This window comes from Ruegeria sp. CRTD044, from assembly GCF_059613485.1.
The window spans coordinates 511,211-536,360 of sequence record NZ_JBXWSP010000019.1 but is presented as its reverse complement, the minus strand read 5'-3'; the positions used below and the strand labels follow the sequence as shown (position 1 = coordinate 536,360).

General features: G+C 60.8%; 26 protein-coding genes. 14 read left to right on the top strand and 12 right to left on the bottom strand.

All coding sequences use genetic code 11. The features are described 5' to 3' along the window. The first annotated feature begins 168 nt into the window (after nucleotides 1-168). The 3 genes from hslU to AC2FNL_RS18895 all read left to right on the top strand — a co-directional run bounded on the left by hslU (nucleotide 169) and on the right by AC2FNL_RS18895 (nucleotide 3,892). A complete protein-coding gene (hslU, locus tag AC2FNL_RS18905) occupies nucleotides 169-1,476 on the top strand; it encodes an ATP-dependent protease ATPase subunit HslU (RefSeq protein ID WP_170588118.1) in 1,308 nt (435 codons plus the stop codon). A 101-nt stretch (nucleotides 1,477-1,577) separates the two neighbouring features. Further along, nucleotides 1,578-2,675: an alpha/beta hydrolase gene (locus AC2FNL_RS18900; RefSeq protein WP_496834671.1), complete on the top strand. Its 1,098-nt coding sequence runs from the start codon at nucleotides 1,578-1,580 to the stop codon at nucleotides 2,673-2,675. 71 nt (nucleotides 2,676-2,746) lie between these two features. Beyond that, nucleotides 2,747-3,892, top strand: a complete 1,146-nt coding sequence (locus tag AC2FNL_RS18895; protein ID WP_496834670.1) for an MFS transporter — start codon at nucleotides 2,747-2,749, stop codon at nucleotides 3,890-3,892. Here AC2FNL_RS18895 and AC2FNL_RS18890 read toward each other — a convergent pair. From AC2FNL_RS18890 to AC2FNL_RS18880, 3 genes are read right to left on the bottom strand one after another with little or no spacing between them, the layout of a single operon-like run. Continuing rightward, the gene (locus AC2FNL_RS18890; protein ID WP_496834669.1) at nucleotides 3,889-4,476 is read right to left on the bottom strand and encodes a Smr/MutS family protein; all 588 of its coding nucleotides are present in this window, start codon (nucleotides 4,474-4,476) and stop codon (nucleotides 3,889-3,891) included. The genes AC2FNL_RS18895 and AC2FNL_RS18890 overlap by 4 nt on opposite strands. After that, nucleotides 4,476-5,516 (bottom strand): murein transglycosylase A, encoded by a 1,041-nt coding sequence (mltA, locus tag AC2FNL_RS18885; protein WP_496834668.1) that lies wholly within the window; start codon nucleotides 5,514-5,516, stop codon nucleotides 4,476-4,478. Before mltA ends, AC2FNL_RS18890 begins: the two co-directional genes overlap by 1 nt. Beyond that, on the bottom strand, nucleotides 5,513-6,172 hold the full coding sequence (locus tag AC2FNL_RS18880) for a Tim44/TimA family putative adaptor protein (protein WP_093963885.1): 660 nt from the start codon (nucleotides 6,170-6,172) through the stop codon (nucleotides 5,513-5,515). The genes mltA and AC2FNL_RS18880 overlap by 4 nt, the downstream gene beginning before the upstream one ends. Before the next feature lie 108 nt (nucleotides 6,173-6,280). Here AC2FNL_RS18880 and AC2FNL_RS18875 point away from each other — a divergent pair, with 108 nt between their 5' ends. Then, entirely contained in the window at nucleotides 6,281-6,775 is a 495-nt protein-coding gene (locus tag AC2FNL_RS18875; RefSeq protein WP_170340668.1) for an FxsA family protein, read from the top strand. A gap of 54 nt (nucleotides 6,776-6,829) precedes the next feature. Further along, the gene (gene secB, locus AC2FNL_RS18870; RefSeq protein WP_496834667.1) at nucleotides 6,830-7,330 is read left to right on the top strand and encodes a protein-export chaperone SecB; all 501 of its coding nucleotides are present in this window, start codon (nucleotides 6,830-6,832) and stop codon (nucleotides 7,328-7,330) included. Between the two features lie 25 nt (nucleotides 7,331-7,355). Here the strand turns inward: secB and dnaQ are convergent, their stop codons facing one another. From dnaQ to AC2FNL_RS18850, 4 genes are read right to left on the bottom strand one after another with little or no spacing between them, the layout of a single operon-like run. Beyond that, the gene (dnaQ, locus tag AC2FNL_RS18865; RefSeq protein ID WP_170419737.1) at nucleotides 7,356-8,078 is read right to left on the bottom strand and encodes a DNA polymerase III subunit epsilon; all 723 of its coding nucleotides are present in this window, start codon (nucleotides 8,076-8,078) and stop codon (nucleotides 7,356-7,358) included. After that, nucleotides 8,071-8,664, bottom strand: coding sequence for a dephospho-CoA kinase (gene coaE, locus AC2FNL_RS18860; protein ID WP_170456987.1), 594 nt, complete (start codon nucleotides 8,662-8,664; stop codon nucleotides 8,071-8,073). Before coaE ends, dnaQ begins: the two co-directional genes overlap by 8 nt. Then, nucleotides 8,661-9,494: a shikimate dehydrogenase gene (locus tag AC2FNL_RS18855; protein WP_170433534.1), complete on the bottom strand. Its 834-nt coding sequence runs from the start codon at nucleotides 9,492-9,494 to the stop codon at nucleotides 8,661-8,663. The genes coaE and AC2FNL_RS18855 overlap by 4 nt, the downstream gene beginning before the upstream one ends. Next, complete coding sequence (locus tag AC2FNL_RS18850; protein ID WP_496834666.1) at nucleotides 9,491-10,090, bottom strand: Maf family protein; 600 nt, start codon at nucleotides 10,088-10,090, stop codon at nucleotides 9,491-9,493. The genes AC2FNL_RS18855 and AC2FNL_RS18850 overlap by 4 nt, the downstream gene beginning before the upstream one ends. Before the next feature lie 403 nt (nucleotides 10,091-10,493). Between AC2FNL_RS18850 and AC2FNL_RS18845 the strand changes: the two genes are divergently transcribed. The 7 genes from AC2FNL_RS18845 (at nucleotide 10,494) to AC2FNL_RS18815 (ending at nucleotide 17,882) form a co-directional block, all read left to right on the top strand. Further along, on the top strand, nucleotides 10,494-10,943 hold the full coding sequence (locus AC2FNL_RS18845) for a CopD family protein (protein WP_170342619.1): 450 nt from the start codon (nucleotides 10,494-10,496) through the stop codon (nucleotides 10,941-10,943). Nucleotides 10,944-11,078: 135 nt separating this feature from the next. After that, entirely contained in the window at nucleotides 11,079-12,350 is a 1,272-nt protein-coding gene (gene rho, locus AC2FNL_RS18840) for a transcription termination factor Rho (protein ID WP_093963893.1), read from the top strand. Between the two features lie 31 nt (nucleotides 12,351-12,381). Beyond that, nucleotides 12,382-13,668 (top strand): tRNA uridine-5-carboxymethylaminomethyl(34) synthesis GTPase MnmE, encoded by a 1,287-nt coding sequence (mnmE, locus tag AC2FNL_RS18835; RefSeq protein WP_496834665.1) that lies wholly within the window; start codon nucleotides 12,382-12,384, stop codon nucleotides 13,666-13,668. A gap of 12 nt (nucleotides 13,669-13,680) precedes the next feature. Next, nucleotides 13,681-15,549: a tRNA uridine-5-carboxymethylaminomethyl(34) synthesis enzyme MnmG gene (gene mnmG, locus AC2FNL_RS18830; protein WP_496834664.1), complete on the top strand. Its 1,869-nt coding sequence runs from the start codon at nucleotides 13,681-13,683 to the stop codon at nucleotides 15,547-15,549. Beyond that, the gene (rsmG, locus tag AC2FNL_RS18825; protein WP_496834663.1) at nucleotides 15,546-16,169 is read left to right on the top strand and encodes a 16S rRNA (guanine(527)-N(7))-methyltransferase RsmG; all 624 of its coding nucleotides are present in this window, start codon (nucleotides 15,546-15,548) and stop codon (nucleotides 16,167-16,169) included. The genes mnmG and rsmG overlap by 4 nt, the downstream gene beginning before the upstream one ends. After that, nucleotides 16,162-16,965 (top strand): ParA family protein, encoded by an 804-nt coding sequence (locus AC2FNL_RS18820; protein WP_093963896.1) that lies wholly within the window; start codon nucleotides 16,162-16,164, stop codon nucleotides 16,963-16,965. The genes rsmG and AC2FNL_RS18820 overlap by 8 nt, the downstream gene beginning before the upstream one ends. A 20-nt stretch (nucleotides 16,966-16,985) precedes the next feature. Further along, entirely contained in the window at nucleotides 16,986-17,882 is an 897-nt protein-coding gene (locus tag AC2FNL_RS18815) for a ParB/RepB/Spo0J family partition protein (RefSeq protein ID WP_496834662.1), read from the top strand. On the opposite strand, the gene AC2FNL_RS18810 is transcribed toward AC2FNL_RS18815, so the two are convergent. Genes AC2FNL_RS18810 through rph form a run of 4 tightly spaced genes read right to left on the bottom strand, consistent with a single transcriptional unit; the run spans nucleotide 17,872 to nucleotide 20,696 of the window. Further along, nucleotides 17,872-18,225: a YbaN family protein gene (locus AC2FNL_RS18810; RefSeq protein ID WP_093963898.1), complete on the bottom strand. Its 354-nt coding sequence runs from the start codon at nucleotides 18,223-18,225 to the stop codon at nucleotides 17,872-17,874. The two genes, AC2FNL_RS18815 and AC2FNL_RS18810, sit on opposite strands and share 11 nt — an antisense overlap. A 2-nt stretch (nucleotides 18,226-18,227) precedes the next feature. Continuing rightward, nucleotides 18,228-19,382, bottom strand: coding sequence for a radical SAM family heme chaperone HemW (gene hemW, locus AC2FNL_RS18805; RefSeq protein WP_496834661.1), 1,155 nt, complete (start codon nucleotides 19,380-19,382; stop codon nucleotides 18,228-18,230). Beyond that, nucleotides 19,372-19,986, bottom strand: coding sequence for an RdgB/HAM1 family non-canonical purine NTP pyrophosphatase (gene rdgB / locus AC2FNL_RS18800; RefSeq protein ID WP_093963900.1), 615 nt, complete (start codon nucleotides 19,984-19,986; stop codon nucleotides 19,372-19,374). The genes hemW and rdgB overlap by 11 nt, the downstream gene beginning before the upstream one ends. Then, nucleotides 19,983-20,696: a ribonuclease PH gene (gene rph / locus AC2FNL_RS18795; protein ID WP_005979825.1), complete on the bottom strand. Its 714-nt coding sequence runs from the start codon at nucleotides 20,694-20,696 to the stop codon at nucleotides 19,983-19,985. The genes rdgB and rph overlap by 4 nt, the downstream gene beginning before the upstream one ends. Before the next feature lie 113 nt (nucleotides 20,697-20,809). Between rph and hrcA the strand changes: the two genes are divergently transcribed. Both hrcA and AC2FNL_RS18785 read left to right on the top strand, forming a co-directional pair. Next, complete coding sequence (gene hrcA / locus AC2FNL_RS18790; protein WP_093963901.1) at nucleotides 20,810-21,874, top strand: heat-inducible transcriptional repressor HrcA; 1,065 nt, start codon at nucleotides 20,810-20,812, stop codon at nucleotides 21,872-21,874. Nucleotides 21,875-21,884: 10 nt separating this feature from the next. Beyond that, complete coding sequence (locus tag AC2FNL_RS18785; RefSeq protein WP_093963902.1) at nucleotides 21,885-22,448, top strand: nucleotide exchange factor GrpE; 564 nt, start codon at nucleotides 21,885-21,887, stop codon at nucleotides 22,446-22,448. 35 nt (nucleotides 22,449-22,483) lie between these two features. Here AC2FNL_RS18785 and mutS read toward each other — a convergent pair whose 3' ends face one another. Continuing rightward, a complete protein-coding gene (gene mutS / locus AC2FNL_RS18780) occupies nucleotides 22,484-25,099 on the bottom strand; it encodes a DNA mismatch repair protein MutS (protein WP_496834695.1) in 2,616 nt (871 codons plus the stop codon). Between the last annotated feature and the right edge of the window lie 51 nt (nucleotides 25,100-25,150).

The window sequence follows — 25,150 nt, the reverse complement described above, 5'->3', positions numbered from 1 at the left end:
ACCCTATCAGAGCACACCGAAATCTCCCAACATGGAGGTCAGGAAAGAATTGCATTGGCGCCGGGTCATTGTTAACCAACGCGGCCAAATGTGCGGTCTCGGTTGTTTTTGCCGACCCCGTGCTTACCTAAGCCGCAGCTGACTGCCGACCATCGAAAGGACTGCCCTGTGACCGACCTGACCCCGCGCGAGATCGTCTCGGAACTGGATCGTTTCATCATCGGGCAGAAGGATGCCAAGCGCGCTGTCGCCGTGGCCCTGCGCAACCGCTGGCGGCGCAAGCAGTTGGCGGATGACATCCGCGACGAGGTCTATCCCAAGAATATCCTGATGATCGGGCCCACCGGCGTGGGCAAAACCGAGATCAGCCGCCGCCTGGCCAAGCTGGCCCGCGCGCCTTTCATCAAGGTCGAAGCGACCAAATTCACCGAGGTCGGCTATGTCGGCCGCGATGTCGAACAGATCATCCGCGATCTGGCCGATGCCGCGATCATCCAGACCCGTGAATACATGCGCGAAGAGGTCAAAGCCAAGGCGCATCAAGCTGCCGAGGACCGTGTGATCGAGGCCATCGCCGGCTCGGACGCCCGCGAGAGCACCCGCGAGATGTTCCGCAAGAAGCTGAAATCCGGAGAGCTAGATGACACGGTGATCGAGCTTGAATTGGCCGATACGTCCAACCCGGTGCCGATGTTCGACATTCCCGGCCAGCCGGGTGGACAGATGGGCATGATGAACCTAGGCGACATTTTCGGCAAGGCATTCGGCGGGCGCACCGTCAAGCGCCGCATGAGCGTTGCCGAAAGCTATGACATCCTGATCGGGGAAGAGGCCGACAAGTTGCTGGATGACGAGGCCGTCACCCGCGCGGCACTGGAATCGGTCGAGCAGAATGGCATCGTATTTCTGGACGAGATCGACAAGGTCTGCGCCCGGGCAGAAACCCGCGGCGGGGATGTCAGCCGCGAAGGCGTGCAGCGCGACCTACTGCCCCTGATCGAAGGCACGACCGTGTCCACCAAACACGGCCCGGTCAAGACCGACCACATTCTGTTCATCGCCAGCGGCGCGTTCCATATCGCCAAGCCCTCGGACCTGTTGCCCGAACTGCAGGGGCGTCTGCCGATCCGGGTCGAGCTGCGCGCGCTGACCGAAGAGGATTTCGTGCGCATCCTGACCGAGACGGACAACGCGCTGACCCGCCAGTATACGGCTTTGATGGGCACCGAAAACGTCACCGTCAGCTTTACCGAGGACGGGATCGCCGCGCTGGCCCGGATCGCTGCCGAGGTGAACCAGAGCGTCGAGAATATCGGCGCCCGTCGCCTGTACACCGTGATGGAGCGCGTTTTCGAAGATCTATCCTTTGTCGCGCCTGACCGTGCCGGCGCGGAAATCGTGGTCAACGCGGCCTTTGTGGATGAAAACCTTGGTGAGCTGACCAAATCCACGGACCTGAGCCGTTACGTTCTGTAACATGATCAGCCGGTTTTTGCCGGTTGGTCCTGCGCAATTATCTGGACGCGTCGGCAGGTTACGCTATGCGTAGCACGTAACTGTTGGTCTGGGATCGTTCCGTGCTGCGCTATCTGATCATTTTCGTCACGGTTTCCGTTTTGGGAGGCTGCGTTGACCGATCCATCTCGGTCACCTTGCCCGAAGCGTTGGACGTCGGCACGGCGCAGACCGTGTTCGCGGCGACCACCCGCGCACGCGAGGCCGATGGCTCTTACGGGTATCGTCGCGCTGACCGCCTGCAATTCCTCGAAACCACCGTCTCGATCCCGCCGAACCACCGCCCCGGGACGCTTGAGTTTTCCTATTCGGACCCGACCCCGAGCCGGCAATTCGTTTTGGCCGGTGTGCGAGAATTTCCGTCCGAGCAGGATCTGAAAGCACGGCTGAACGGCGCCAAGGAAGTTACGATTTTTGTTCATGGCTACAACGCCACCCAGACCGAAACCGTTTTTCGCGCGGCTCAGTTGGCTCACGACATCGGCCTGCCTGGCAAGACGTTGGTCTATTCCTGGCCCAGCCGAGGGTCCGGATCGGGCTATGCCTATGATCTGGACAGCATGCTGTTTGCCCGCGACGGTCTGCAACAAACCATCTCTACGCTGAAATCCCTGGGCGTCCCGCGCGTGCTGATCGTTGCGCACTCGATGGGGGGCGCGCTGACCATGGAGATGATGCGTCAGGCCGAGCTGCGCGAGCCGGGCTGGTCCCGGCGCAATCTGGAAGGTGTGTTGCTGATCTCGCCCGATCTCGACGTTGACGTGTTCCGGTCGCAGATGGCGGTGATCAAATCTCCGCCCGAGCCATTCGTGATCATGGTCTCGCGGAAAGACAAGATCTTGAACGTGTCCGGACGCCTGCGCGGAACCGCCAAGGGCGAGCGGCTGGGCAACATCAGCTCGACTGAGAAGCTGGCGCAGTACCCGGTCAGCATCATCGACACCACGGCCTTCAACAAGGATGCCGAATCCTCGCATTTCGTGGCCGCCACATCTCCGGCACTTCTGTCGATTCTCAACGCGGCGGGCCGGGTCAGCAGGACCTTTGGCCGGGATCAGGGTGGCATTGATCTTCTGGTGCCGCCGGCCGTGCGAAACGATGCCGGCGCGACCGAGGTTGTTCTGACCGAAACCGGGCAGGTGCGGGTCAGCACCCCGTGATGGGGCGTGGGGTCCGCCTTTTCCTTGCGGACAATGCTCCGTGGTTGGGCGCGGGGGTCTTGCTGACCTTCATGTCCAGTTTCGGGCAGACCTTTTTCATTTCGATCTTCGCCGGACAGATCCGGGCCGAGTTCGGCCTCAGCCACGGCGCATGGGGCGGTCTTTATTCGTTGGGCACGACTGTTTCTGCGATCGTCATGATCTGGGCCGGAGGGCTGACCGATATCTATCGTGTCCGAGTTCTGGGCCCGGCTGTCCTGCTTGGGCTTGCGTGTGCCGCGCTGGCGATGGCGGTCAATCACTGGGTGATCCTGTTGCCCGTGGTGATCTTTCTGCTGCGTCTGTTCGGCCAGGGCATGTGCAGCCACATTGCCATGGTTGCGATGGCCCGGTGGTTCACGGCCACGCGGGGCAGGGCGCTCTCCATCGCAACGCTGGGATTTGCCGTCGGCGAAGCCTTGCTGCCCGTGCTGTTCGTCGCCGCCATGGCCTTTGTCGACTGGCATTTTCTTTGGGCGCTCTCCGCCGCCATCGCGTTGTTGGGAATACCCGCGTTGATGCGAATGCTGCGTCAGGAACGGACACCGCAAAGCCTAGCCCGGGAAACCAGCGCGACCGGGATGCTTGGGCGGCACTGGACCCGGCGCGAAACGCTATTGAACCCGCTTTTCTGGTTCATGATGCCGGCGCTCATGGGGCCTTCGGCATTCATTACCGCGTTCTTCTTTCACCAGGTCCATCTGGCGCAGACCAAGGGCTGGGCCCACATCCAACTGGTTGCGTTGTTTCCGGTCTATACCGGGGTGTCGATCTTGGCGATGTTCGCCTCGGGCTGGGCGTTGGACAGATGGGGCACGGCGCGGATGATGCCGTTCTATCAGATTCCGATGGCTGCCGGGTTTGCCCTGTTTGCGTTTGTCCAGACAATCCCCGGCGCCGTAATCGGTTTGTCCTGTCTTGCCATTTCGGTCGGCGCCAACAGTACGCTGCCCGCCGCGTTCTGGGCCGAGTTCTACGGCACCCGTCACATCGGGGCGATCAAGGCGATGGCTGCCGCCGTCATGGTGCTGGGGTCTGCTGTCGGGCCCGGCCTGACTGGCGGGCTGATCGATCTGGGCGTGCCACTCAGCACGCAGTTCCTGTGGATCGCCTGGTTCTTCGTAGCCACGTGCGGCATAGTCTGGATCGGTATTTACAGGGCCCGGCGGCTGCTTTAGCGGACCCGCCTCAGATACACGTAGTAAGCCCCATCACCGCCATGGCTGATATGGGCGGGACTGACCTGAAGAACCGCTTGGGCCAGCGGCGGCAAATGCAGCCACTGAGGCACCTGGTTGCGCAGCACGCCGCGGGGCGTCGGGATCGGGCCGGGTTCGTCTCTGTCCTTGCCTTTGCCGGTGACCACCAGAACCAGTCGTTTTCCCGATGCCTGCGCCGACAGGATGAACCGGATCAGAGCAGGATGGGCCGTATCGACCCGCATTCCGTGCAGGTCCAGCATGCCTTCGGGCTTCAGCTTGCCGCGTTTCATCCGCGCAAAGGCCTTGCTGTCCATCTGTACGGGTGCGGCGCGCAGGCTGTCGCCGATTGCGGGCTTCAAGCTGTGGCCGCGCCCGTTTGCAGGTGCGTTCTGACCCAGTTCAAAGGCGTCTATCCGCGCTTTGGGGGTTTTTCTCGGCTTGGGTTTCGGCAAGGTCGATGGGTGCACGGACTGAGGAATCTCCGGGTGCAGCCGCTCGGTCTGCCGGGTCACCTTGTGCCACAATTCGATCTCGTCTTCGGTCAGCTTGCGGCGGGTCATCAGAACTCATCCGGCAGCATGGCATAGGCGCGCTGGATCGGCAGCAGAACGATCATGCGACCGGGATCCTTGAGCTGGCCCGCCGCCTGTCCCGCGGCGTCCCCGGTTCCGAAAAAGATGTCGGCCCGTTGTGCGCCTTTGATTGCCGAGCCGGTGTCCTGTGCGATCATCAAGCGCCGCAGCGGAGTCCTGCCGTCTTTTTCGACCCAGACTGGCGCGCCCAACGGGGTATAGGCCGGGTCAACGGCGATGCTGCGCATTGCGGTGATCGACCGGTTCATTGCGCCCAAAGGACCGCGGTCTGCAGCCACCCGCGAAACCTCGCGGAAAAATACGTAGGACGGGTTGTGCATCAAAAGCTCGGCCCCAATCTCGGGGTTCTTGCGCACCCACGACTGGATCATCCGGGCGCTCACATCATGCGCACCCAGAATACCGCGCCGGACCAGTTCAACCCCAACCGACCGATAGGGGTGGCCGTTGGCCCCGCCATATCCAACACGCACGGAACTGCCATCCGGCAAACGGATGCGCCCCGAGCCTTGAATCTGTAGAAAAAACAACTCGACCGGGTCATCGACCCAGGCGATTTCCAAGCCCCGGCCTTTCATCACGTCGCTGGTCAGCAGTTCGCGCCGGCTGAGCCATTGCCCGGCCTCCCGCGCCTCGGGCGGCATCTTGTAGACCGGGTATCTGTAGGTTTCAGTCCGCGTCCGCGAGCCGTTCAATTCCGGTTCAAAATATCCGGTGAACAGCGGGGCCTTTTCGTCCTCGATCAGGATGGGCCGGAAGAACAATTCGAAAAAGGCGCGCGCGGCATCGGGCTCGTATGTCCCTGCGGCTGCACACAACGAACGCCAGTCCGGATCGTCCAGATCCCCGCACGTGTCCAGAAAAACGGACAAGGCCGCGCCGTGGTCATCCTCGGCCCAGCCGTCAAGGTCAGCAAATGACAGGATGGATCGCGTCGCCTCGGCTCCGGCGGCGTTGGCGGCGGTCAGAACCGCCACCAGCATCAGCGACCGGAGCGTTCCGATCATGCGTCCGTGGCGACAAGCAGCCAGTTCGGATCATCCGCGCCCATGACGCGGGCGAAAGTCCAGCTGTCCTTTTGGCGCTTGATCGTGTTGGGGCTGCCTTCGATGATGTCACCGCCCCGGTCACGCACGACCGACGTCAGCTCGCCGACGAACCGCACAGTGATCTCGGCGCGGTTGGAATCCTTGTCGAATTGGGCATCCACCAGCCCCATCTCACGGACACCGATGAATTCGGCCTCGATCGTCAGGCCCTTGTCCTCGCGATCGGCGACAACCGAGACGAAGGTTTCGAACACTTCCTCGGACAGGAAGGGCTGGATTTCATCCAGGTTGCCCCGCTCGAACCCCATGACGATCAGCTCATAGGCGCCGCGGGCGCCCTGCAGAAACTCGCTGACCGAAAAGCTCGGCTCGACACGCTTCATCGCAGCCAGCGTCTGCGCCAATTCGCTGTCTTCGGGGACATGGTCGGTAATGTCACGATCCGGACCGCCGTCAATCACTTCGAAATCACGACGCGACTTCCCGGTGTCGGGTTGCTTCGGCACCGGTGGTTTTTCAAAGCCTTCGCGCGTGCCCAGCACGCTTCTGAGACGCAGGATCAGGAAGATGGCTATGCCAGCCAGCACCAGAAGCTGGATCAGGGGTGAGTTCATTTCGTCCTCTTTTCAGCACCGAGACTTTGTACACGCGGCCTCGTGCCACTATGTAGGTGACAGTTGGTGGCAAGTCCACAGCCCGGCCTATGGGAAAGGATAGCGCATATGTATCTGTTCTTGGCATTTTTATTGGTGCCGATCATCGAAATCGCCCTTTTTATCCAGGTCGGCGGTCTGATCGGCCTGTGGCCGACGCTGGCAATCGTGGTTTTGACCGCCGTTCTGGGTACCGCGATGGTGCGGACACAAGGTCGCATGGCGATGGGTCAGCTGCAGCGCGCCTTTTCCGAACTGGACGACCCGACCGAACCGCTGGCCAATGGTGCAATGATCCTGCTGTCGGGCGTTCTGCTGATGACGCCCGGGTTCTTCACCGACGCAATCGGCTTTGCGCTGTTGGTTCCCGGGGTGCGGGCCGCGGTTTTTCGGTATCTCAAGTCACGGGTCACGATTACCCAGTTCCAGATGGGTCCCGGCCCGCAATACGGGGCGGCGCGCGATCCGTTCGGTGGGGATGACATCATAGATGGAGAGTATTCGGAAGTGCGCACAAAACCCGCGCAACCGTCGAAATGGGTGGAAGGGCCGCACCAGCATTGAGGTGCCCGGCCCAACTTGATAAGCAGTGGCGAATTTAAATTTTGGAGCGGATCCATGACCGAAGAAACCGCCGCCGGCACAACCGAGCCCCAGGCAGCCCCCCAAATCCAGATGCGCATTCTGGGACAGTTCATCCGGGACATGTCCTTTGAAAACGTGATGGCGCAAAAAGGCGTCTCGGGCGACGTGCAGCCCGAGATCTCGGTCCAGGTGAACCTGGATGCGAAAAAGCGCTCGGCCGACCACCAATACGAGGTGTCGATCAAGCTGAACCTCAAGTCCAAGGCCAAGGGTCTGGAGGACATCCTGTTCCTGTGCGAGATCGATTATTGCGGCCTGTTCCACGTGGAAGGCGTTCCGAATGATCAGTTGCACCCATTCCTGATGATCGAATGCCCGCGGATGCTGTTCCCTTACCTGCGCCGCATCGTCAGCGACATCACCCGCGACGGTGGCTACCCGCCGGTCAACCTGGACAACATCGATTTCGTCGGTCTGTACCGCAACGAGTTGATGCGCCGTCAGGCCGAGGCGTCCGACAAGACCGAGACGTAATCAGGCAACCCGCATCTGACCCTGGTCAGGTGCGGGACCACAGGGCGTTTTCGCCCAGCTTTTCGACAAATGCATCATGCGCAGCACGCTCATCCTCGGTAATCCGGGGCTGCAGTGGGTTGGGCCGTGGACCGGGGCGCCAGATGTCGCCACCGGTTGAGCTTTCGGCAGACGCCGAGGACAGGCCGAAATCAGGTTGGCGTCCGCCGATCAGCTCCAGATAGACTTCTGCCAGGATTTCCGAGTCGAGCAACGCACCGTGCAGAACCCGGTTCGAGTTGTCGATATTGAACCGTCGGCACAGCGCATCCAGCGAGGCGGGCGAGCCGGGAAACCGCTTGCGCGCGATCGCCAGCGTGTCCAGCGCCTGCTCCATCGGAATCGGGGGCAGGCCCATCCATCCCAACTCGGCATTGAGGAATTTCATGTCAAATGAGGCGTTGTGGATCACCAGCCGCGCATCCCCCACGAAATCGCGGAAGGCCTGCCCGACCTTCGCAAAGACGGGTTTGTCCTTCAGGGTGATCTGGCCCGGTTCGGGAGGTTGCGGCGGCTCCAGCAGGTCAGGGCCGATGCCGTGCACGCCGAAGGCCTCGGCCGGCATCGAGCGTTCGGGGTTGATGTAGACGTGATAGGTCTCGCCCGTGGCGACGTGGTTCCACAGCTCGATAGCCCCGATCTCGACGATCCGGTCGCCGCTTTCGGGATCGAATCCGGTGGTTTCCGTATCCAGTACGATTTCACGCATCTGTCAGTCCTGCCCTGATCTGCCTGACCACATCCTGCACCTGTGCGCGGGCATGGTCCAGAGTGTCGGTGACGATCACGAAATCCGCCCGCGCGCATTTTTCGTCATTCGGCATCTGCTTGGCGCGGATCTGCTCGAACTGCGCCTCGGTCATCGTGCCCCGTGCCATGACACGGCGCTTCTGCTCGTCCGGGGGGATCGAAACGCAGGCCACCGCATCCATCTGCGCGTCGCCGCCGGCTTCGAAAAGCAATGGGATGTCAAAGACAAGGATGTCCGACTTGGCCGCCTGTCGAAACGCCTCGCGATCCTGGGCCACCAGCGGGTGCACGATGACTTCGATCCGTTTCAACGCGGTCGGATCGGCACCGATGATCCGTTTCAGGACATCACGGCTGACAGCGCCATTCTCGATGGCCTCGGGAAATGCCGCGCGGATCGGCGCGACCGCCGCGCCGCCGGCCGCGTACAGCCGATGCACCGCGGCGTCGGCATCCCACACGGCGCAGCCTTCCTGCGCGAACAGGTCGGCGGTGGTGCTTTTGCCCATGCCGATCGACCCGGTCAGACCCAGCGCAAAGCTCATCCCAGAACCGCTGCGCGGGTTTCTTCCGTAACCTCGGGGCGCAAGCCGAACCACCGCTCGAACCCGGGCACCGCCTGATGCAGCAACATGCCCAGCCCATCGACGACGGTACAGCCCGCAGCCTCGGCCTGTTCCAGAAGGCGGGTCTTCAACGGCGTGTAGACCAGATCAGTCACCACCGTTCCCGGCTGCAACCCGTCCAGCGGGACGCGCAGCTCGGGCTGACCCTGCATACCCAGCGACGTGGTGTTCACCACCAGTTCGGCGTTTTCGATCACGTTTCCGGCCTGGACCCAGTCGACCACGGTGATGCGCTGGCCGAATTCCTCTTTCAGGTGATCGGCGCGCGACCGCGTGCGGTTGGTAAGCAGGATTTCGGGCACGCCGGCCTCGGCCAGCGCCTGCAGCACCGCCCGCGCAGCACCGCCCGCGCCGAATACCACCGCCGGGCCATCCTGCGGCACCCAATCCGGCGCGCCCGCGCGCAGGTTCTGCATGAACCCGTACCCGTCGGTATTGTCTGCGTGAATCGAGCCATCGGACCGGAACACCAGCGTGTTCGCCGCCCCGACCACCGAGGCGCGGTCCGACACATGATCGGCCAGGCGCAACGCGGCCTCTTTGTGCGGAACAGTAACATTGGCCCCCACGAACCCGGCCTTGGGCAAGCAGCGCAGGACCGTTTCAAGATCGGCAGGCGCAACATCCATCGGCACATAATGGCCCGGCAAACCATAGGTCTTCAGCCAATAGCCATGCAGGGCAGGCGATCGGGAATGGGCAATCGGGTGTCCGATGACTCCGGCCAGTGGAATGCGTTTGTCGGTCATTGTTCGATCACCCCTCGGACCGCAAGAAAATTGAGCAGCTCCAGCAGGGGCATACCCAAGACGTTAAAATAGTCGCCGTCAATGCTGCTGAACAGGCGCACACCCTCTTCTTCCAGCTTGTAGGCCCCGACCGCATGGCGAATGCTGTCCCAGTTGCGCGCGACATAGCCCTTCAGATAGGCATCCGAACTGGCGCGCATCCGCAACCGCACCTGACCGACATGGCGCCAGACCGGTTCGCCGTTCTGATAGATCACCGCTGCCGACAGCAGCATTTGGCGCTTGCCGCGCATAGCTTTCAACTGTGCCAGCGCGTCTTCCGGCGTTTTGGGCTTGGACAGCAGACGTCCATCGAAATCCAGAACCTGGTCACAGCCCAGAACCATCGCGCCGGGCGTCTTGTCACTGATCTTGCGCGCCTTGAGCTCGGCCAGAGCATCGGCGATGTCACGGGGCGGCGCGCCCTCGGCCACAAGCGCGCGTTTGGCGGTATCCTCGTCCACGCGGGCGACCTGGACGGAAAACGGCACCCCGGCGTTCCGCAGCAGCTGCGCGCGGATCTTGGACCCCGAGGCAAGAACGATGGGGACAGTCATGTGGAAAACCCCGTGGGCAAGTGGATCATTGGTCTTGAACGGTTTGTATGGTTTTCCGGTTGACACGCAAGCCTGCGATTTCGGCCTGAAACTTCCCTGAGTCGCTCAAAGACTGTCCGGTCGGGACAAGGATAACTCGGGATCTTGGGACTTCCTGTTCATCAAAAGATGTCCATTAAGTTATCCCCAAGACAGATCCGCGATGTGTAATTTAACCGTTTGTTTTTATTATGTAAAAAATGAAATCACCAGAATCACCCAGTTTTGGAATTTATTCATCCACCTGGGGAAAACTGGCGGACAAAACAATAATCCACGGATTTTGCCCACCCTACAAAACCATCATCCTTTCTCTTTTCTATTTTTTTTATTAGGGAGGGTCCGACCAGTGCCGGGAAACCCGATGACCGATCTTCTCTTCACGCTGTACCCTTGGGTGAAATCGCTGCACATCATGGCGGTGATCTCGTGGATGGCGGGTTTGTTTTATCTGCCGCGTCTGTTCGTCTATCACGTCGAAAAGGCGCAGGCCGTCGACGGCGCGCCCGAGATCTTCTTTGAAATGGAAGAAAAGCTGCTGCGCGTGATCATGCGGCCGGCGATGATCGTAGCCTGGGTCTGTGGCCTCATCATGGTTTTCACTCCCGGCATCGTCGGGTGGGACTGGTCCTGGCCCTGGGTCAAGGGCGCGGCGGTGATCGGCATGACCTGGTTCCATCACTGGCTGATGGCCCGGCGCAAGGATTTCGTTGAAGGCCGCAATACGCTCACAGGGCGCCAGTACCGCATGATGAATGAGGTTCCGACCGTTTTGATGGTCATCATCGTTCTGGCGGTCATTCTGAAGTTCTGAGGGCCATTTCCGCACCGGTTTGACTCGGGCGGCGACCGGCCTTATGAAGGGATCAACCCATCCGTCCGGATGGAGCATCTTCCTGTTTGAAATTCAACGCTGTGCCGCACCCTTGCGGCCAAGGTCCGTATCATAATGACAACCGAATCCCTGAATCTGGCCGATCTGAAGGCCAAAAGCCCCAAAGACCTTCTGGCCATGGCCGAAGAGCTCGAGATCGAAAACGCCTCGACCATGCGCAAGGGCGAGATGATGTTCCAGATCCTGCGCGAACGCGCGGATGAGGGCTGGACCGTGGGCGGCGACGGTGTGCTTGAGGTGCTGCAGGACGGCTTCGGCTTTCTGCGCTCGCCCGAGGCGAACTATTTGCCCGGCCCGGACGACATCTATGTCTCGCCCGAGATGATCCGCCAGCACTCGCTGCGCACCGGCGACACGGTCGAGGGCGAGATCAAGGCCCCCGAAGAGAATGAGCGATATTTCGCGCTGACGAAGGTGACCAAGATCAACTTCGAAGACCCGGAAAAGGCGAAACACAAGATCGCCTTTGACAACCTGACGCCGCTGTATCCGGACGAGCGGCTGAAGATGGAGATCGAGGACCCGACCATCAAGGACAAGTCGGCCCGGGTGATCGACCTGGTTGCGCCGATCGGCAAGGGCCAACGGTCGCTGATCGTGGCGCCGCCGCGGACCGGTAAAACGGTGATCCTGCAGAACATCGCGCACTCGATCGAGCGCAACCATCCGGAGTGCTACCTGATCGTCCTGCTGATCGACGAGCGCCCCGAAGAGGTGACCGACATGCAGCGCTCGGTGAAGGGCGAGGTGGTATCTTCGACCTTTGATGAACCGGCGACCCGCCACGTGGCCGTGTCTGAGATGGTGATCGAAAAAGCCAAGCGCCTGGTCGAACATAAACGAGATGTTGTTATTCTTCTCGACTCGATCACAAGACTTGGTAGGGCATTCAACACTGTGGTCCCGTCTTCCGGCAAAGTTTTGACCGGTGGTGTGGACGCAAACGCCCTGCAGCGGCCCAAACGATTCTTTGGTGCAGCGCGCAACATCGAAGAGGGCGGTTCGCTGACCATCATCGCCACCGCGCTGATCGACACCGGCAGCCGGATGGACGAGGTGATCTTTGAAGAATTCAAGGGCACCGGCAACTCGGAGATCGTTCTGGATCGCAAAATCGCAGACAAGCGGGTGTTCCCGGCGATCGACATCCTCAAGTCCGGCACCCGCAAAGAGGACCTGCTGGTCGACAAGGGCGATCTGGCCAAAACCTTCGTTCTGCGCCGTATCCTCAACCCGATGGGCACAACCGACGCGATTGAGTTCCTGTTGTCCAAGCTGAAACAGACCAAGACCAATTCCGAGTTCTTCGACTCGATGAATACCTGATACGGTCTTGTAACCGACGCGAGGCCTTCGAATGGATACGATATTCGCCTTGGCCAGCGCGCAAGGCAAGGCAGGGGTTGCTGTGATCCGCCTGTCAGGACCGCAGTCGCACTACGCGGCCAAGGTTCTGTCGGGTGGAGATTTGCCGTTGCGTGGCATGTGCCTGCGTGAGTTGCGGGCACCTGATGGGTCGCGCCTGGATGACGGGCTGGTCCTGACCTTCCACGGTCCGTCCAGCTTTACCGGCGAAGATGTGGCCGAGTTGCAGATCCATGGCAGCACGGCTTCGGTCAACGCGGTTCTGCGCGTCCTGTCCGAAATGCCGGATCTGCGACTGGCCGAACCGGGCGAGTTCACCCGGCGTGCTCTTGAAAACGGGAAGATGGACCTTGCCCAGGTCGAAGGCCTGGCTGATCTGATCGACGCAGAGACCGAGGCACAGCGCAAGCAGGCTCAGACCATTCTGGCTGGCGAATTGGGCGACCTGGCAGAACGGTGGCGGCGGGATTTGATCCGGGCGGCCTCGTTGCTGGAAGCCGTCATCGATTTTGCCGATGAAGACGTGCCAACGGATGTGTCACCCGAAGTCCGATCGCTTGTGACCGCTGTCATGGCGGATCTGGAGCGGGAGGCGAAGGGCGTGAGGATTGCCGAGCGGATTCGCTCCGGCTTTGAAGTGGCTATCGTCGGCCCACCGAACGCGGGCAAGTCGACCTTGCTGAATGCGCTTGCGGGCCGGGAGGCGGCAATTACTTCGGAATATGCTGGTACCACCCGCGATATTATCGAGGTGCGAATGGACCTGGCAGGCTTGCCGGTCACGTTGCTGGATACGGCCGGGTTGCGCGAAACCGAGGACCACGTAGAGGGTCTTGGGATCGCTCTGGCCAGAAAGCGGGCGGAGAATGCCGACCTTCGCGTATTTCTGACCGAGGACCCGCAAGCTTTGGGAATCGGTATGCAATCCGGCGACATCCAGGTTCTGCCGAAGTCCGACCTTCGTTCAGATGGGACCGAGGGTGTGTCGGGGAAGACAGGTCAGGGAATCGATCGCCTGATTCACAACATATCGGTAGTTTTACGAGAGAGAACCGCAAGTTCTGGTATTGCCACCCGGGAACGCCACCGTGTTGCAATGCTGAAATCCTCGGCCGCTCTCTCCGAAGCACTCAGGGTTTTGGATTCTGGCCCGGACCTGTACGATATTGCAGCAGAAGAGCTGCGGACCGCCATACGCGCGTTGGAGTCTTTGGTCGGTCGAGTAGATGTGGAAAATCTGCTGGACGAAATATTCGCCAGCTTTTGTTTGGGTAAATGAGGAGTGTTTCACGTGAAACATTCGGAGTTTGACGTCGTAGTTATCGGAGCGGGACATGCAGGGGCCGAGGCGGCCCATGCCGCGGCCCGGATGGGTGCGCAGACAGCTTTGGTGACACTTTCGGAAACCGACATCGGCGTCATGTCGTGCAATCCGGCGATCGGCGGACTTGGAAAAGGCCACCTGGTTCGTGAGATCGACGCGCTGGACGGCGTTATGGGACGGGTTGCAGACCGGGCGGGAATCCAGTTTCGCCTGCTCAACCGCCGCAAGGGGCCGGCCGTTCAGGGGCCACGCGCTCAGGCCGACCGCGCGCTGTACCGGGCTGCAATGCAACAGGAAACAATGGCGCGCAAGAACCTCGAGGTCATTACCGGAGAAGTCATAGATTTCCGAATGGACGGCCATCGCGTTGCCGGGGTGGTTCTGTCTGACGGATCTGAAATTCCGGCGAAAGCGGTTATACTGACCTCGGGAACGTTTCTGCGGGGTGTGATCCATATCGGCGATGTTCAGAGGCCCGGAGGCCGTATGGGCGACAGGCCGTCTGTCCGGCTGGCTGAGCGGTTGGATAGCTATGACCTGCCGATGGCGCGGCTGAAAACAGGAACGCCTCCTCGACTTGATGGGCGCACGATCGACTGGGACGGATTGGAACGGCAGGACGGTGATGATGACCCGACCTTGTTCTCATTCTTGTCCAATACACCGGTGGCGCCGCAGATATCTTGCGGCATCACTCACACGAACGCGCGAACCCATGAAATCATCGAAAAGAACCTTAACCGTTCCGCGATGTATGGAGGGCATATCGAGGGAGTGGGGCCGCGATATTGCCCTTCGATCGAAGACAAGATCGTTCGGTTTGCGGACAAGGACTCCCACCAGATTTTCCTGGAGCCTGAAGGGGTCAATGACCACACGGTGTATCCAAACGGGATTTCGACTTCGTTGCCTCAGGATGTACAAGTTGAGTATGTCCGATCCATCAAAGGCCTTGAGTCTGCAGAGATCCTGCAGCCGGGCTACGCCATTGAATACGACTATGTGGACCCGCGTGTGTTGAACGCGACCTTGGCTTTACCGGAGATCCCAGGACTATATCTTGCGGGGCAGATCAATGGAACCACAGGATATGAGGAGGCGGCCGCTCAGGGCCTGGTCGCGGGCCTGAATGCCGCGTTGGAAGTTCAGGGGCGAGATGCGATTCATTTTACCCGAGCCAATAGCTATATTGGTGTCATGATCGACGATCTGACCACACGGGGCGTGGCGGAACCTTATCGGATGTTCACCTCGCGCGCCGAGTTCCGTTTGTCCTTGCGTGCCGACAATGCGGATCAACGCCTTACGCCGCAAGGCCTGGAAATTGGGTGTATATCGGATCATCGTCGCCTGGCTTTTGAAATAAAAATGGAAAAGCTGGGCGCTGTGAAGTCAGTACTAACCGAAAGGACTTATACCCCCAAGGAAATTCGCGCAGCTGGCATCGAAGTGAATCAGGATGGTAACCGCAGGGACGGAATGGCAATCTTGGCTTTTCCGAACGTGTGCTTCGAGGACCTTGTACCGCTGATCCAGCAGCTGGACGGTGTCGACCAAGACACCCGTCGGCAGATCGAAAGGGACGCGCTATACGCCAACTACATAGCTCGGCAACAACGAGATGTCGAAGCCATGAAACGCGACGAAACTCATGCCATACCTGCGGATTTTGACTATTCCTCGCTCACAGGCCTTTCGAATGAGTTGAAGCAGAAGCTGTCAACCGCGCGACCAGCAAACATTGCCCAAGCGAGCCGCGTGGAGGGTGTTACACCTGCTGCTTTGACCTTGGTACTGGCGAAACTCAGAAGCAGTCAGAGAGCAAAAAAGGCATGAACGGCGACTTGTGCGCTTCGCCCGATGGCATGAATGTTTCACGTGAAACATTCGAAAAGCTGTCAATCTTTGTCAATCTTCTGCGAAAGTGGAATCCGAAGATCAATTTGGTTTCGCGCAGCACCCTGCCGGAGGTTTGGGCCCGACATATAAAGGACTCGATCCAGGTCTTCCATTTGGTTGAGCCAAAGAATCAATGGGTCGATCTGGGCAGCGGTGGCGGATTTCCCGGGCTGGTCTGCGCGATACTGGCCTCTGAAACATCGCCCGAGACGGAATTTACCCTGGTTGAGAGCGATCAGAGAAAATCGGCGTTTTTGCGGACCGTCATTCGAGAAACCAAGGCCAACTGCTCGGTGATTTCAAAGCGGATCGAGGTTGTGGATCCCTTGGGCGCTGATGTCCTGTCCGCAAGGGCGCTCGCGGGCCTGACGACCTTATTGTCGTTTTGTGACAGGCATTTAAAGGAAGATGGAGTGGCCGTGTTTCCCAAAGGCGCCACCTGGAAAAAAGAAATCGACGCGGCACAACGGGAATGGAATTTTACCACGGAGACAGCTAATAGTTTAACTGACCCCCAGGCTGTCATCCTGAAGATCAAAGGAGTCTCACGTGGTTGATCTGTCGCGCCCTGCAGGACCTCGTATCATGGCAGTTGCCAATCAGAAGGGTGGGGTTGGCAAGACTACGACAGCGATCAATCTGGCGGCGGGTTTGGCCGAGGCGGGATGCAAGGTTCTGGTCGTGGATCTGGACCCGCAGGGAAACGCGTCCACCGGGCTTGGGGTAGAGGATCGTGATTGGACCACGTATGACTTGATCCTCGACGAGGCACCCTTGGAGGCCGTCGTGCAGGAAACCGAAATCGAAAACCTCAGTATCGTTCCGGCTACGGTTGACCTCAGCTCGGCAGACATTGAGCTGATCTCGAATGAAAAACGCAGCTACTTGCTGCACGACGCGCTCAGGCAACCGGCAATCGACAAGTTCAGTTTTGATTTCGTTCTGATCGACTGCCCGCCGTCCCTCAATCTGCTGACAGTCAACGCAATGGTGGCGGCGCATTCGGTTTTGGTTCCGTTGCAAAGCGAGTTCTTTGCACTGGAAGGCCTGTCGCAACTGATGCTTACGATTCGAGAGGTTCGCCAGACCGCGAATCCAGACCTCAGAATCGAAGGTATTGTGTTGACCATGTATGACAACCGCAACAACTTGTCCCGGCAGGTCGAAAAGGATGCACGTGACAATCTGGGAGAGATGGTATTTAAAACCAAGATACCCAGAAATGTCAGGGTCAGCGAAGCGCCGTCATTTGCACTTCCGGTCCTTCAATATGACTCGGGGTCTCTGGGGGCGATGGCGTACCGGCATCTGGCACGCGAAATCATGCAAAAGAACAAGAAAGTGGCTGCCTGAGCGGCTGTCAGGAGGGCGAAGTGAGCGCCAGAAAAGGAAAACCTCGCGGATTGGGGCGCGGCTTGTCCGCCTTGATGGCGGATGTATCACAGGATCCTGAAAGCCGGGTTACGGCTGAACCTCGTCGGCCGGACATGAAGGTTCCGATCGAGAAGCTGCGGGCAAACCCGAATCAGCCGCGCCGTACATTCTCGCAGGATCAACTGGACGAGCTTGCTGCCTCGGTCAAAGAGAAAGGGATCATCCAGCCCCTGATCGTTCGCCCTGTGGGCGGCGGCGAATATGAAATCGTCGCGGGTGAGCGCCGCTGGCGCGCCGCGCAGATGGCGCAGTTGCACGACATTCCGGTCATCGTACGCGAATTTGACGACACCGAAGTTCTGGAAGTCGCCATCATCGAGAATATCCAGCGGGCTGATCTGAACGCCGTGGAGGAGGCTGCTGGCTTCAAGCAATTGATGGATCGGTTCGGCCATACCCAGGAAAAGCTGGCCGAAGCCCTGGGCAAGAGCCGCAGCCATATTGCCAACCTTCTGAGGTTGCTGTCACTGCCAAGTGACGTTCAAGCCCTTGTTATTGAAAGTAAACTTTCAGCCGGACACGCGCGCGCCCTTATCACGGCGGATAATCCGTCCGAACTGGCAAAAATCGTCGTGAAAGACGGTTTGTCAGTCCGCGCGACCGAGGCACTGGTCAAGAAACAACAACAGGGTGACAAGGATCGTCCCGCACCGCGGTCGCGGGACCTCAATGCAGGTAAGGACGCGGATACGCGGGCTTTGGAAAAAGACCTCTCCGCGATTCTGGCGATGAAGGTGGTCATCAACCACAAGCCCGGAACCGAGACGGGGCAGGTCGTGCTGACCTATGAAAACCTGGATCAACTGGATGATCTGTGTGCCAAGCTCAGCCGTTAGGGCGTGACCAGATAAAGATCATCACCGCGCCCAAGGTCACGGCCTGAATAATCAGGACATGGCTGGGCACAGAGACTAGAACCGACAAACCAAAGACGGCGGCAACCGACAGGGTCGCCGCCTTTTTTGCGGCTGGCCGGATCGCGCCCGAGGTTTGCCAATCAAGGATCAACGGGCCGAAGGTTCGGTGAGACATCAGCCAGTTGTGCAGCCGGGAAGAAGAGCGCGCGAAACAGAAGGCGGCCAGCAATAGGAACGGAACGGTGGGAAGCAGGGGCAGGGCAACACCGATCATGGCCAACGCAACGCAGAGCAATCCCAGTGTGGCCCACAAATAGTGCATGTCTAATCCAGCAACTCACGGATCACCGCATTGAGAACCGCACGGCCGTCAGCAGTTGCGGAAACGCGGGGTCCGTCTTGGGCGATCATTCCGATGTCTTGCAGGTAGTCCAGTTTGGGTTGTGGCAAAGGGTGCCCGGACAGGCGATTGAAACGGTCCATATCTAGACCTTCAGTCAAGCGAAGACACATCATGAGGTATTCATTCGCTTGTTCTTCGTCGGTCAGTGGGGTCCGCAGCTTTTCGCCATTTCCCTGCTCGGCGGCATTCAGCCACGCGTTCGGTGCCAGATGGGTTTCGGTTGCGATCCGTTGGCCATCTACCGTGATCCGTCCATGGGCGCCCGGTCCGATGCCGACATAATCGCCATAGCGCCAATAGATCAGGTTGTGCCGCGACTCGGCCCCGGGAACGGCGTGGTTCGACACCTCGTAGGCGGGCATGCCGTGGGCTTCGCAGACCTCTTGCGTGGCCACGTACATGTCGGCGGCGTTGTCGTCCTCGGGCAGGCCACGCAGCTTGCCGACCGAGTAGCGGTCGCCAAAGGCAGTGCCTGCCTCGATGGTCAGCTGGTACAGTGACAGATGGTCGATCGCCATCGACAGCGCCTCGGTCAGCTCGGCGCGCCAGGCTTCAAGCGTCTGGTACTGGCGGGCATAGATCAGGTCAAAGCTGACCCGGTCGAAACAGGTGCGGGCAATGTCGAAGGCGGCGCGTGCCTCGGCCACGCTGTGGATTCGGCCCAGCCGCCTCAGATCTTCGTCATTCATCGCCTGAATGCCCATCGAGATCCTGTTCACTCCCGCATCGCGATAGGCGGCGAACCGTCCGGCCTCGACCGAACCGGGGTTGGCTTCGAGCGTGATCTCCATGTCATTGGAGGGCCGCCAAAGGCTGCGGGCGGTGTCGATCACGGCGGCGACGGTTTCGGGCGCCATCAGCGATGGGGTGCCGCCGCCAAAGAAGATCGTGTTCAGAACCCGGTCAGGGGTTTCGGCAGCCGATCGCTTCAGTTCGGACAGATATGCGTCAAGCCATTGTTTTTGGTCAATATTTCTGGAAACATGGCTGTTGAAATCGCAATAGGGACACTTGGCCCCGCAAAAGGGCCAATGCACGTACAGGCCAAAGCCCCCGTTGCGCCAATCATCCGCCAAAACAGCCTTTCACGAACAGCTCCACCGCGCGACCACGATGGCTGATCTTGTTCTTTTCCCAGCGATCCATCTCGGCAAAGGTAATGTCGAATCCGTCAGGGACGAACATCGGATCATAGCCGAACCCGTCCTTGCCGCGGATCGGCCAGACCAGATGACCGGGCGCGACGCCTTCGAACACCTCGTCGTGCCCGTCGGGCCAGGCCAGAACCAATGTGCAGCGGAACTGGGCGGTGCGTGGATGCGGGGCGTTGCGCGCCTCAAGCTCGGTGTGGGCGCGAGTCATGGCCATCAAGAAATCGCGGCCATTTCCGGTTTCGGCCCAGTCGGCGGTGTACACGCCCGGCGCGCCATCCAGCGCATCGATGGTGATGCCGGAATCGTCGGACAGGGCCGGCAGACCAGTGGCCTGTGCGGCCGCGTGGGCCTTGATGCGCGCGTTGCCGACGAACGTGTCCTCGGTCTCTTCGGGTTCGGGCAGGTTCATCTCGGCCGCGCCCACGACGGTCACGCCAAAGGGCTCGAGCAGATGGGCCATCTCCTCGAGCTTGCCTTTGTTGTGCGTGGCCACCAGCAGCCGATCACCTTCGAACCGGCGGGTCATGCAGTGGCGGCCTTTTGCGCGGCCACCAACTCGGACACGCCTTTTTCGGCCAGTTCCATCAGCTGATCCATCTGCGCGCGGCTGAAGACCGAACCTTCGGCGCTCATCTGCACCTCGATCAGCTTGCCCGAGCCGGTCATGATGAAGTTTCCGTCAACGCCGGCCTCGCTGTCTTCGGGATAGTCCAGGTCCAGAACGGGCTGGCCGGCATAGATGCCGCAGGATACGGCGGCGACCGGATCGACCAGCGGGTCCGTGATCACGTCGCCGGCCTTCATCAGCTTGTTCACCGCCAGCCGCAGCGCGACCCAGCCGCCGGTGATCGAGGCGCAGCGGGTGCCGCCATCGGCCTGCAGTACGTCACAATCGACGGTGATCTGGCGTTCGCCCAGGGCGACGCGGTCGACCCCGGCGCGCAGGGCACGGCCGATCAGGCGCTGGATCTCGACGGTCCGGCCACCCTGTTTGCCGCTGGCGGCCTCGCGCCGCATCCGGGTGTTGGTCGCGCGGGGCAGCATGCCGTATTCGGCGGTGACCCAGCCCAGGCCTGACCCCTTGATGAAAGGCGGCACGCGATCCTCGATCGTGGCGGTGCACAGAACATGGGTGTCGCCGATTTTGATCAGGCAGGAACCTTCGGCATGTTTGGTAAACCCGGTCTCGATTGAAACCGGGCGCATTTCGCTTAAATCTCGTCCAGAGGGTCGCATGAGATATCCTTTGTCTGCTGGCTTGGGGATAACGCCCGGCATGGCAGCGATGCAACCCCGATTGACCTTTCTGTTGGCAGCTATTTAATGGCCACCCAGCAAGGGAACCACCGATGAGTGAAGCGAGCAAAATTCTGGACGAGTTGAACGACCGGTCGCGGGAAGTGTTTCGCCTGATCGTCGAAAGCTATCTGGAAAGCGGCGAGCCTGTCGGCAGCCGCACCCTCAGCCGGTCGCTCAGTGAAAAAGTCAGTGCGGCAACGGTTCGCAATGTCATGCAGGATCTCGAGTTTCTGGGCCTTTTGGGCAGTCCGCATGTCAGCGCCGGCCGGGTGCCCACACAGGTCGGGTTGCGCATGTTCGTCGACGGCCTGCTGGAAGTTGGCGACCTGGGCGAGGACGACCGCAAGAAGCTGGATGAGACACTGGGCAGCAATTCCGGTGATGTCAGCGGTATGCTGGATCGCGTCGGGGCTGCCTTGTCGAACGTCACGCATGGCGCGTCGCTGGTGCTGACACCCAAGCACGAATCCGAAATCAAGCATATCGAGTTCGTTTCCCTGGGTCATGACCGGGCCCTGGTGGTTTTGGTTTTCGCGGATGGCCATGTGGAGAACCGGCTGTTCACGCCACCACCGGGTCAGACGCCCAGTTCGATGCGTGAGGCGGCCAATTTCCTGAACGCCCTGATCGAGGGCCGGAAACTGTCTGATGTGCGCCGGATGATCCAGACCGAAATCGCAGCGCGCAGGCAAGAGATCGACGTGCTGGCCCGCGAGCTTGTGGAAAGCGGCCTTGCGGCCTGGGAGGGTGAGGCGTCGGACTCGGCGCGTCTGATCGTGCGCGGGCGGGCGAATCTGCTGGGCGAAACCGGTCAAGAAGAGGAGCTGGAGCGAATCCGGGTCCTGTTTGACGATCTGGAACGCAAGCGTGACATTGCCGAATTCCTCGAATTGACCGAGGAAGGCGAAGGTGTGCGCATTTTTATCGGTTCCGAGAACAAACTTTTCTCACTTTCGGGTTCCTCTTTGGTGGTGTCTCCTTATATGAACGCTGATCGAAAGATAATCGGCGCCGTTGGCGTGATCGGGCCGACCCGTCTGAACTATGGGCGGATCGTGCCGATCGTGGACTACACGGCGCAACTGGTTGGGAAGCTGATTTCCGATCGGAGCTAGAGGGTAAAAGATGGCAGAGCCGAAGAACGAAGACTTTCTGGACGACATTGCAACTGCCGAGGCGGAAGAACTGGCCGAGGAGATGGCCGAGATCAGCGAAGAAGCGCTGGAACTGGATGCCCTGAAGGCCGAGCGCGACGAGTTGCGCGACAAGTTCATGCGCGCCCTGGCGGATGCGGAAAACGCACGCAAGCGTGGCGACAGGGCCCGCCGCGAGGCCGAACAGTATGGTGGGTCCAAACTGGCGCGCGACATGCTGCCGGTCTACGACAACATGAAACGAGCGCTCGAGGCGGCTACGGACGAGCAGAAAGAAGTTGCAGCCGGCCTGATCGAAGGTGTCGAGCTGACCATGCGCGTGTTGAAGGACGTATTCCAGAAACACGGGATCGAGGTCATCACACCCGAAGTTGGCGACAAGTTTGACCCGAACCTGCACGAAGCCATGTTCGAAGCTCCGGTGCCGGGCACCAAAGCGGGCGAGATCATCCAGGTCTCGGCCGAAGGTTTCATGCTGCATGACCGCCTGCTGCGTCCGGCGCAGGTGGGGGTCAGCTCGACCCCGGCCAGCTGACGGGCCAGTGCTTCAGTGACAATTGAATGGGGCGGTCAGGATCTGGCCGCCTCTTTCAGTTTGTAGATCAGGTCCAGTGCTTCGCGGGGGGTCAGCTCGTCCGGCAGGATCTGGTCCAGCATGTCGGTGACTGGCGAGGCCTTCGCAACCGGTGGCGGCGGGGGCGGTGCGGCGGAAAACAGCGGCAGATCATCGATCAGCGCCTTTTGCTTGCCGCCCTCGCGCTCGGTCTTCTCCAACTGGTCCAGAACCACGCGTGCGCGCTCGACCACCGAGGCGGGCAGGCCGGCCAATTGCGCGACCTGCACGCCGTAAGAGCGGTCGGCCGCGCCCTTGTGAACCTCGTGCAGGAAGATCACTTCGCCCTCCCATTCCTTGACCGCGACGGTCGCATTTTCGACGCCCTCCAGCTTGCTGGCCAGCGCGGTCAGTTCGTGGTAATGCGTGGCGAACAGCGCGCGGCAGCGGTTGGCGGCGTGCAGATGTTCCAGCGTGGCCCAGGCGATGGACAGGCCGTCATAGGTGGCGGTGCCACGCCCGATTTCATCGAGGATCACCAGCGCCCGGTCATCCGCCTGGTTGAGGATCGCCGCGGTTTCCACCATCTCGACCATGAAGGTCGATCGCCCCCGCGCCAGATCGTCGGAGGCGCCCACGCGGCTGAACAGCTGGCTGACCAGCCCAATATGGGCGCGTTCGGCCGGAACGAAACTGCCCATCTGCGCCAGCAGCGCGATCAGTGCGTTCTGGCGCAGGAAGGTCGATTTACCGGCCATGTTGGGGCCGGTCAGCAGCCAGATGGCCGCACCGTCCTCGGCGCTGAGGTCGCAGTCATTGGCGATGAAGGCATCACCGGATTGCTGGCGCAGCGCATGTTCCACAACCGGATGACGCCCCGCAACGACATCAAAGGCGCGGGAGCCGTCCACCTGTGGGCGGCACCAGTTCTCGCCCCGCGCCAGATCGGCCAGCGCGGTGGTCAGGTCCAGTTCAGCCAACCCGCGCGCGGCCTGATTGATGCGGGCAGCCTGCGCCAGAATCTCGTCGGAAAGCCTTTGATAGAGCCGCTTTTCGATCTCAAGCGCCAGGTTGCCGGCGTTCAGGATGCGGGTTTCGATCTCGCTGAGCTCAACCGTGGTGAACCGCACCTGGTTGGCGGTGGTCTGGCGATGAATATAGGTCTCGCTGAAGGGCGGGTTCAGCATCTTTTCGGCATGGGTGGCCGTGGTCTCGATGAAATAGCCCAGCACGTTGTTGTGCTTGATCTTCAGCGAGGCGATGCCGGTATGTTCCGCATATTTCTGCTGAAACCCGGCAATGACCGAGCGGCCTTCGTCGCGCAGGGTGCGGGCCTCGTCCAGTTCGGCGTCAAAGCCGGGGGCGATGAACCCGCCATCGCGCGCCAGCAGCGGCGGGTCGGCGACCAGCGCCTGATCCAGCAGGTCGAGCAGGTCGTCGAAGCCCACCAGGTTCAGCACCGCAGTTGCCAGCAGCACCGGCAGGTCTTGACCGGCGCAGATCTCGGCAATGGCCTGCGCCTGCGCCAGCCCGTTGCGGATGGCGGCCAGATCGCGCGGACCGCCGCGCTCCAGCGACAGGCGCGACAGGGCGCGGTCCAGATCGGGCGTCTTGCGCAGCGCCTCGCGCAGATCGGCGGCGATCAAGCTGTCCTGGGCGGCAAAATCGACCGCGTCCAGCCGCGCGTGGATCACATCCAGATTGCGCGAGGGGCTGGACAGGCGTTGCTCCAACAAGCGCGCGCCGCCCGGGGTCACCGTGCGATCCACCACCGACAGCAGCGACCCGGCCCGTCCGCCCGACAAGGACCGTGTCAGTTCCAGGTTGCGGCGGGTGGCCGCGTCGATCTGCACGACGCGATCCTCGGATTCCTTCATCGGCGTCTGCAGCAGTGGCAGTTTGCCCTTTTGCGTGATTTCCAGATAGTCGATCAGCGCGCCCATGGCCGAGATCTCGGCCCGGCCAAAGCTGCCGAACGCGTCCAGCGTGCCCACGTGAAACAAGCCGCAGATGCGTTTTTCTGCCGCAGTGCTGTCGAAACTGGCCCGCCCGATCGGGGTGAGCGCGATGCCCAGGTCTTGGACCGTGTCGCGCAGATTGGCCTCGGCGCCATCGGCCACGATCAGCTCGGACGGGGCCAGCCGGGCCAGCTCGGGGCTGAGGCGCACCGAGGTCAGCGGCATCACGTGAAACGCCCCGGTCGAGATGTCGGCCCAGGCCAGCGCGGCCTCGTCGCGCACCTCGGCATAGGTGGCCAGAAAGTTGTGGCGGCGGGCCTCCAGCAGGGCGTCCTCGGTCAGGGTGCCGGGGGTGACAAGGCGCACGACATCGCGCCTTACCACCGATTTAGAGCCTCTTTTCTTGGCCTCGGCCGGACTTTCCATCTGCTCGCAGACCGCCACGCGAAAGCCCTTGCGGATCAGCGTCAGCAGATAGCCCTCGGCCGAATGTACCGGCACGCCGCACATGGGGATGTCTTCGTCATTGTGCTTGCCGCGCTTGGTCAGGGCGATGTCCAGCGCCTCGGCGGCGTTCACGGCATCCTCGAAGAACATCTCGTAGAAATCGCCCATGCGGTAAAACAGCAGGGCGTCTTTGTGGGCCTCTTTGATTTCCAGGTATTGCGCCATCATCGGCGTGACGTTGGACAAGGCTGCTCCCCTCTGGCGTATTCCGGCGCGACC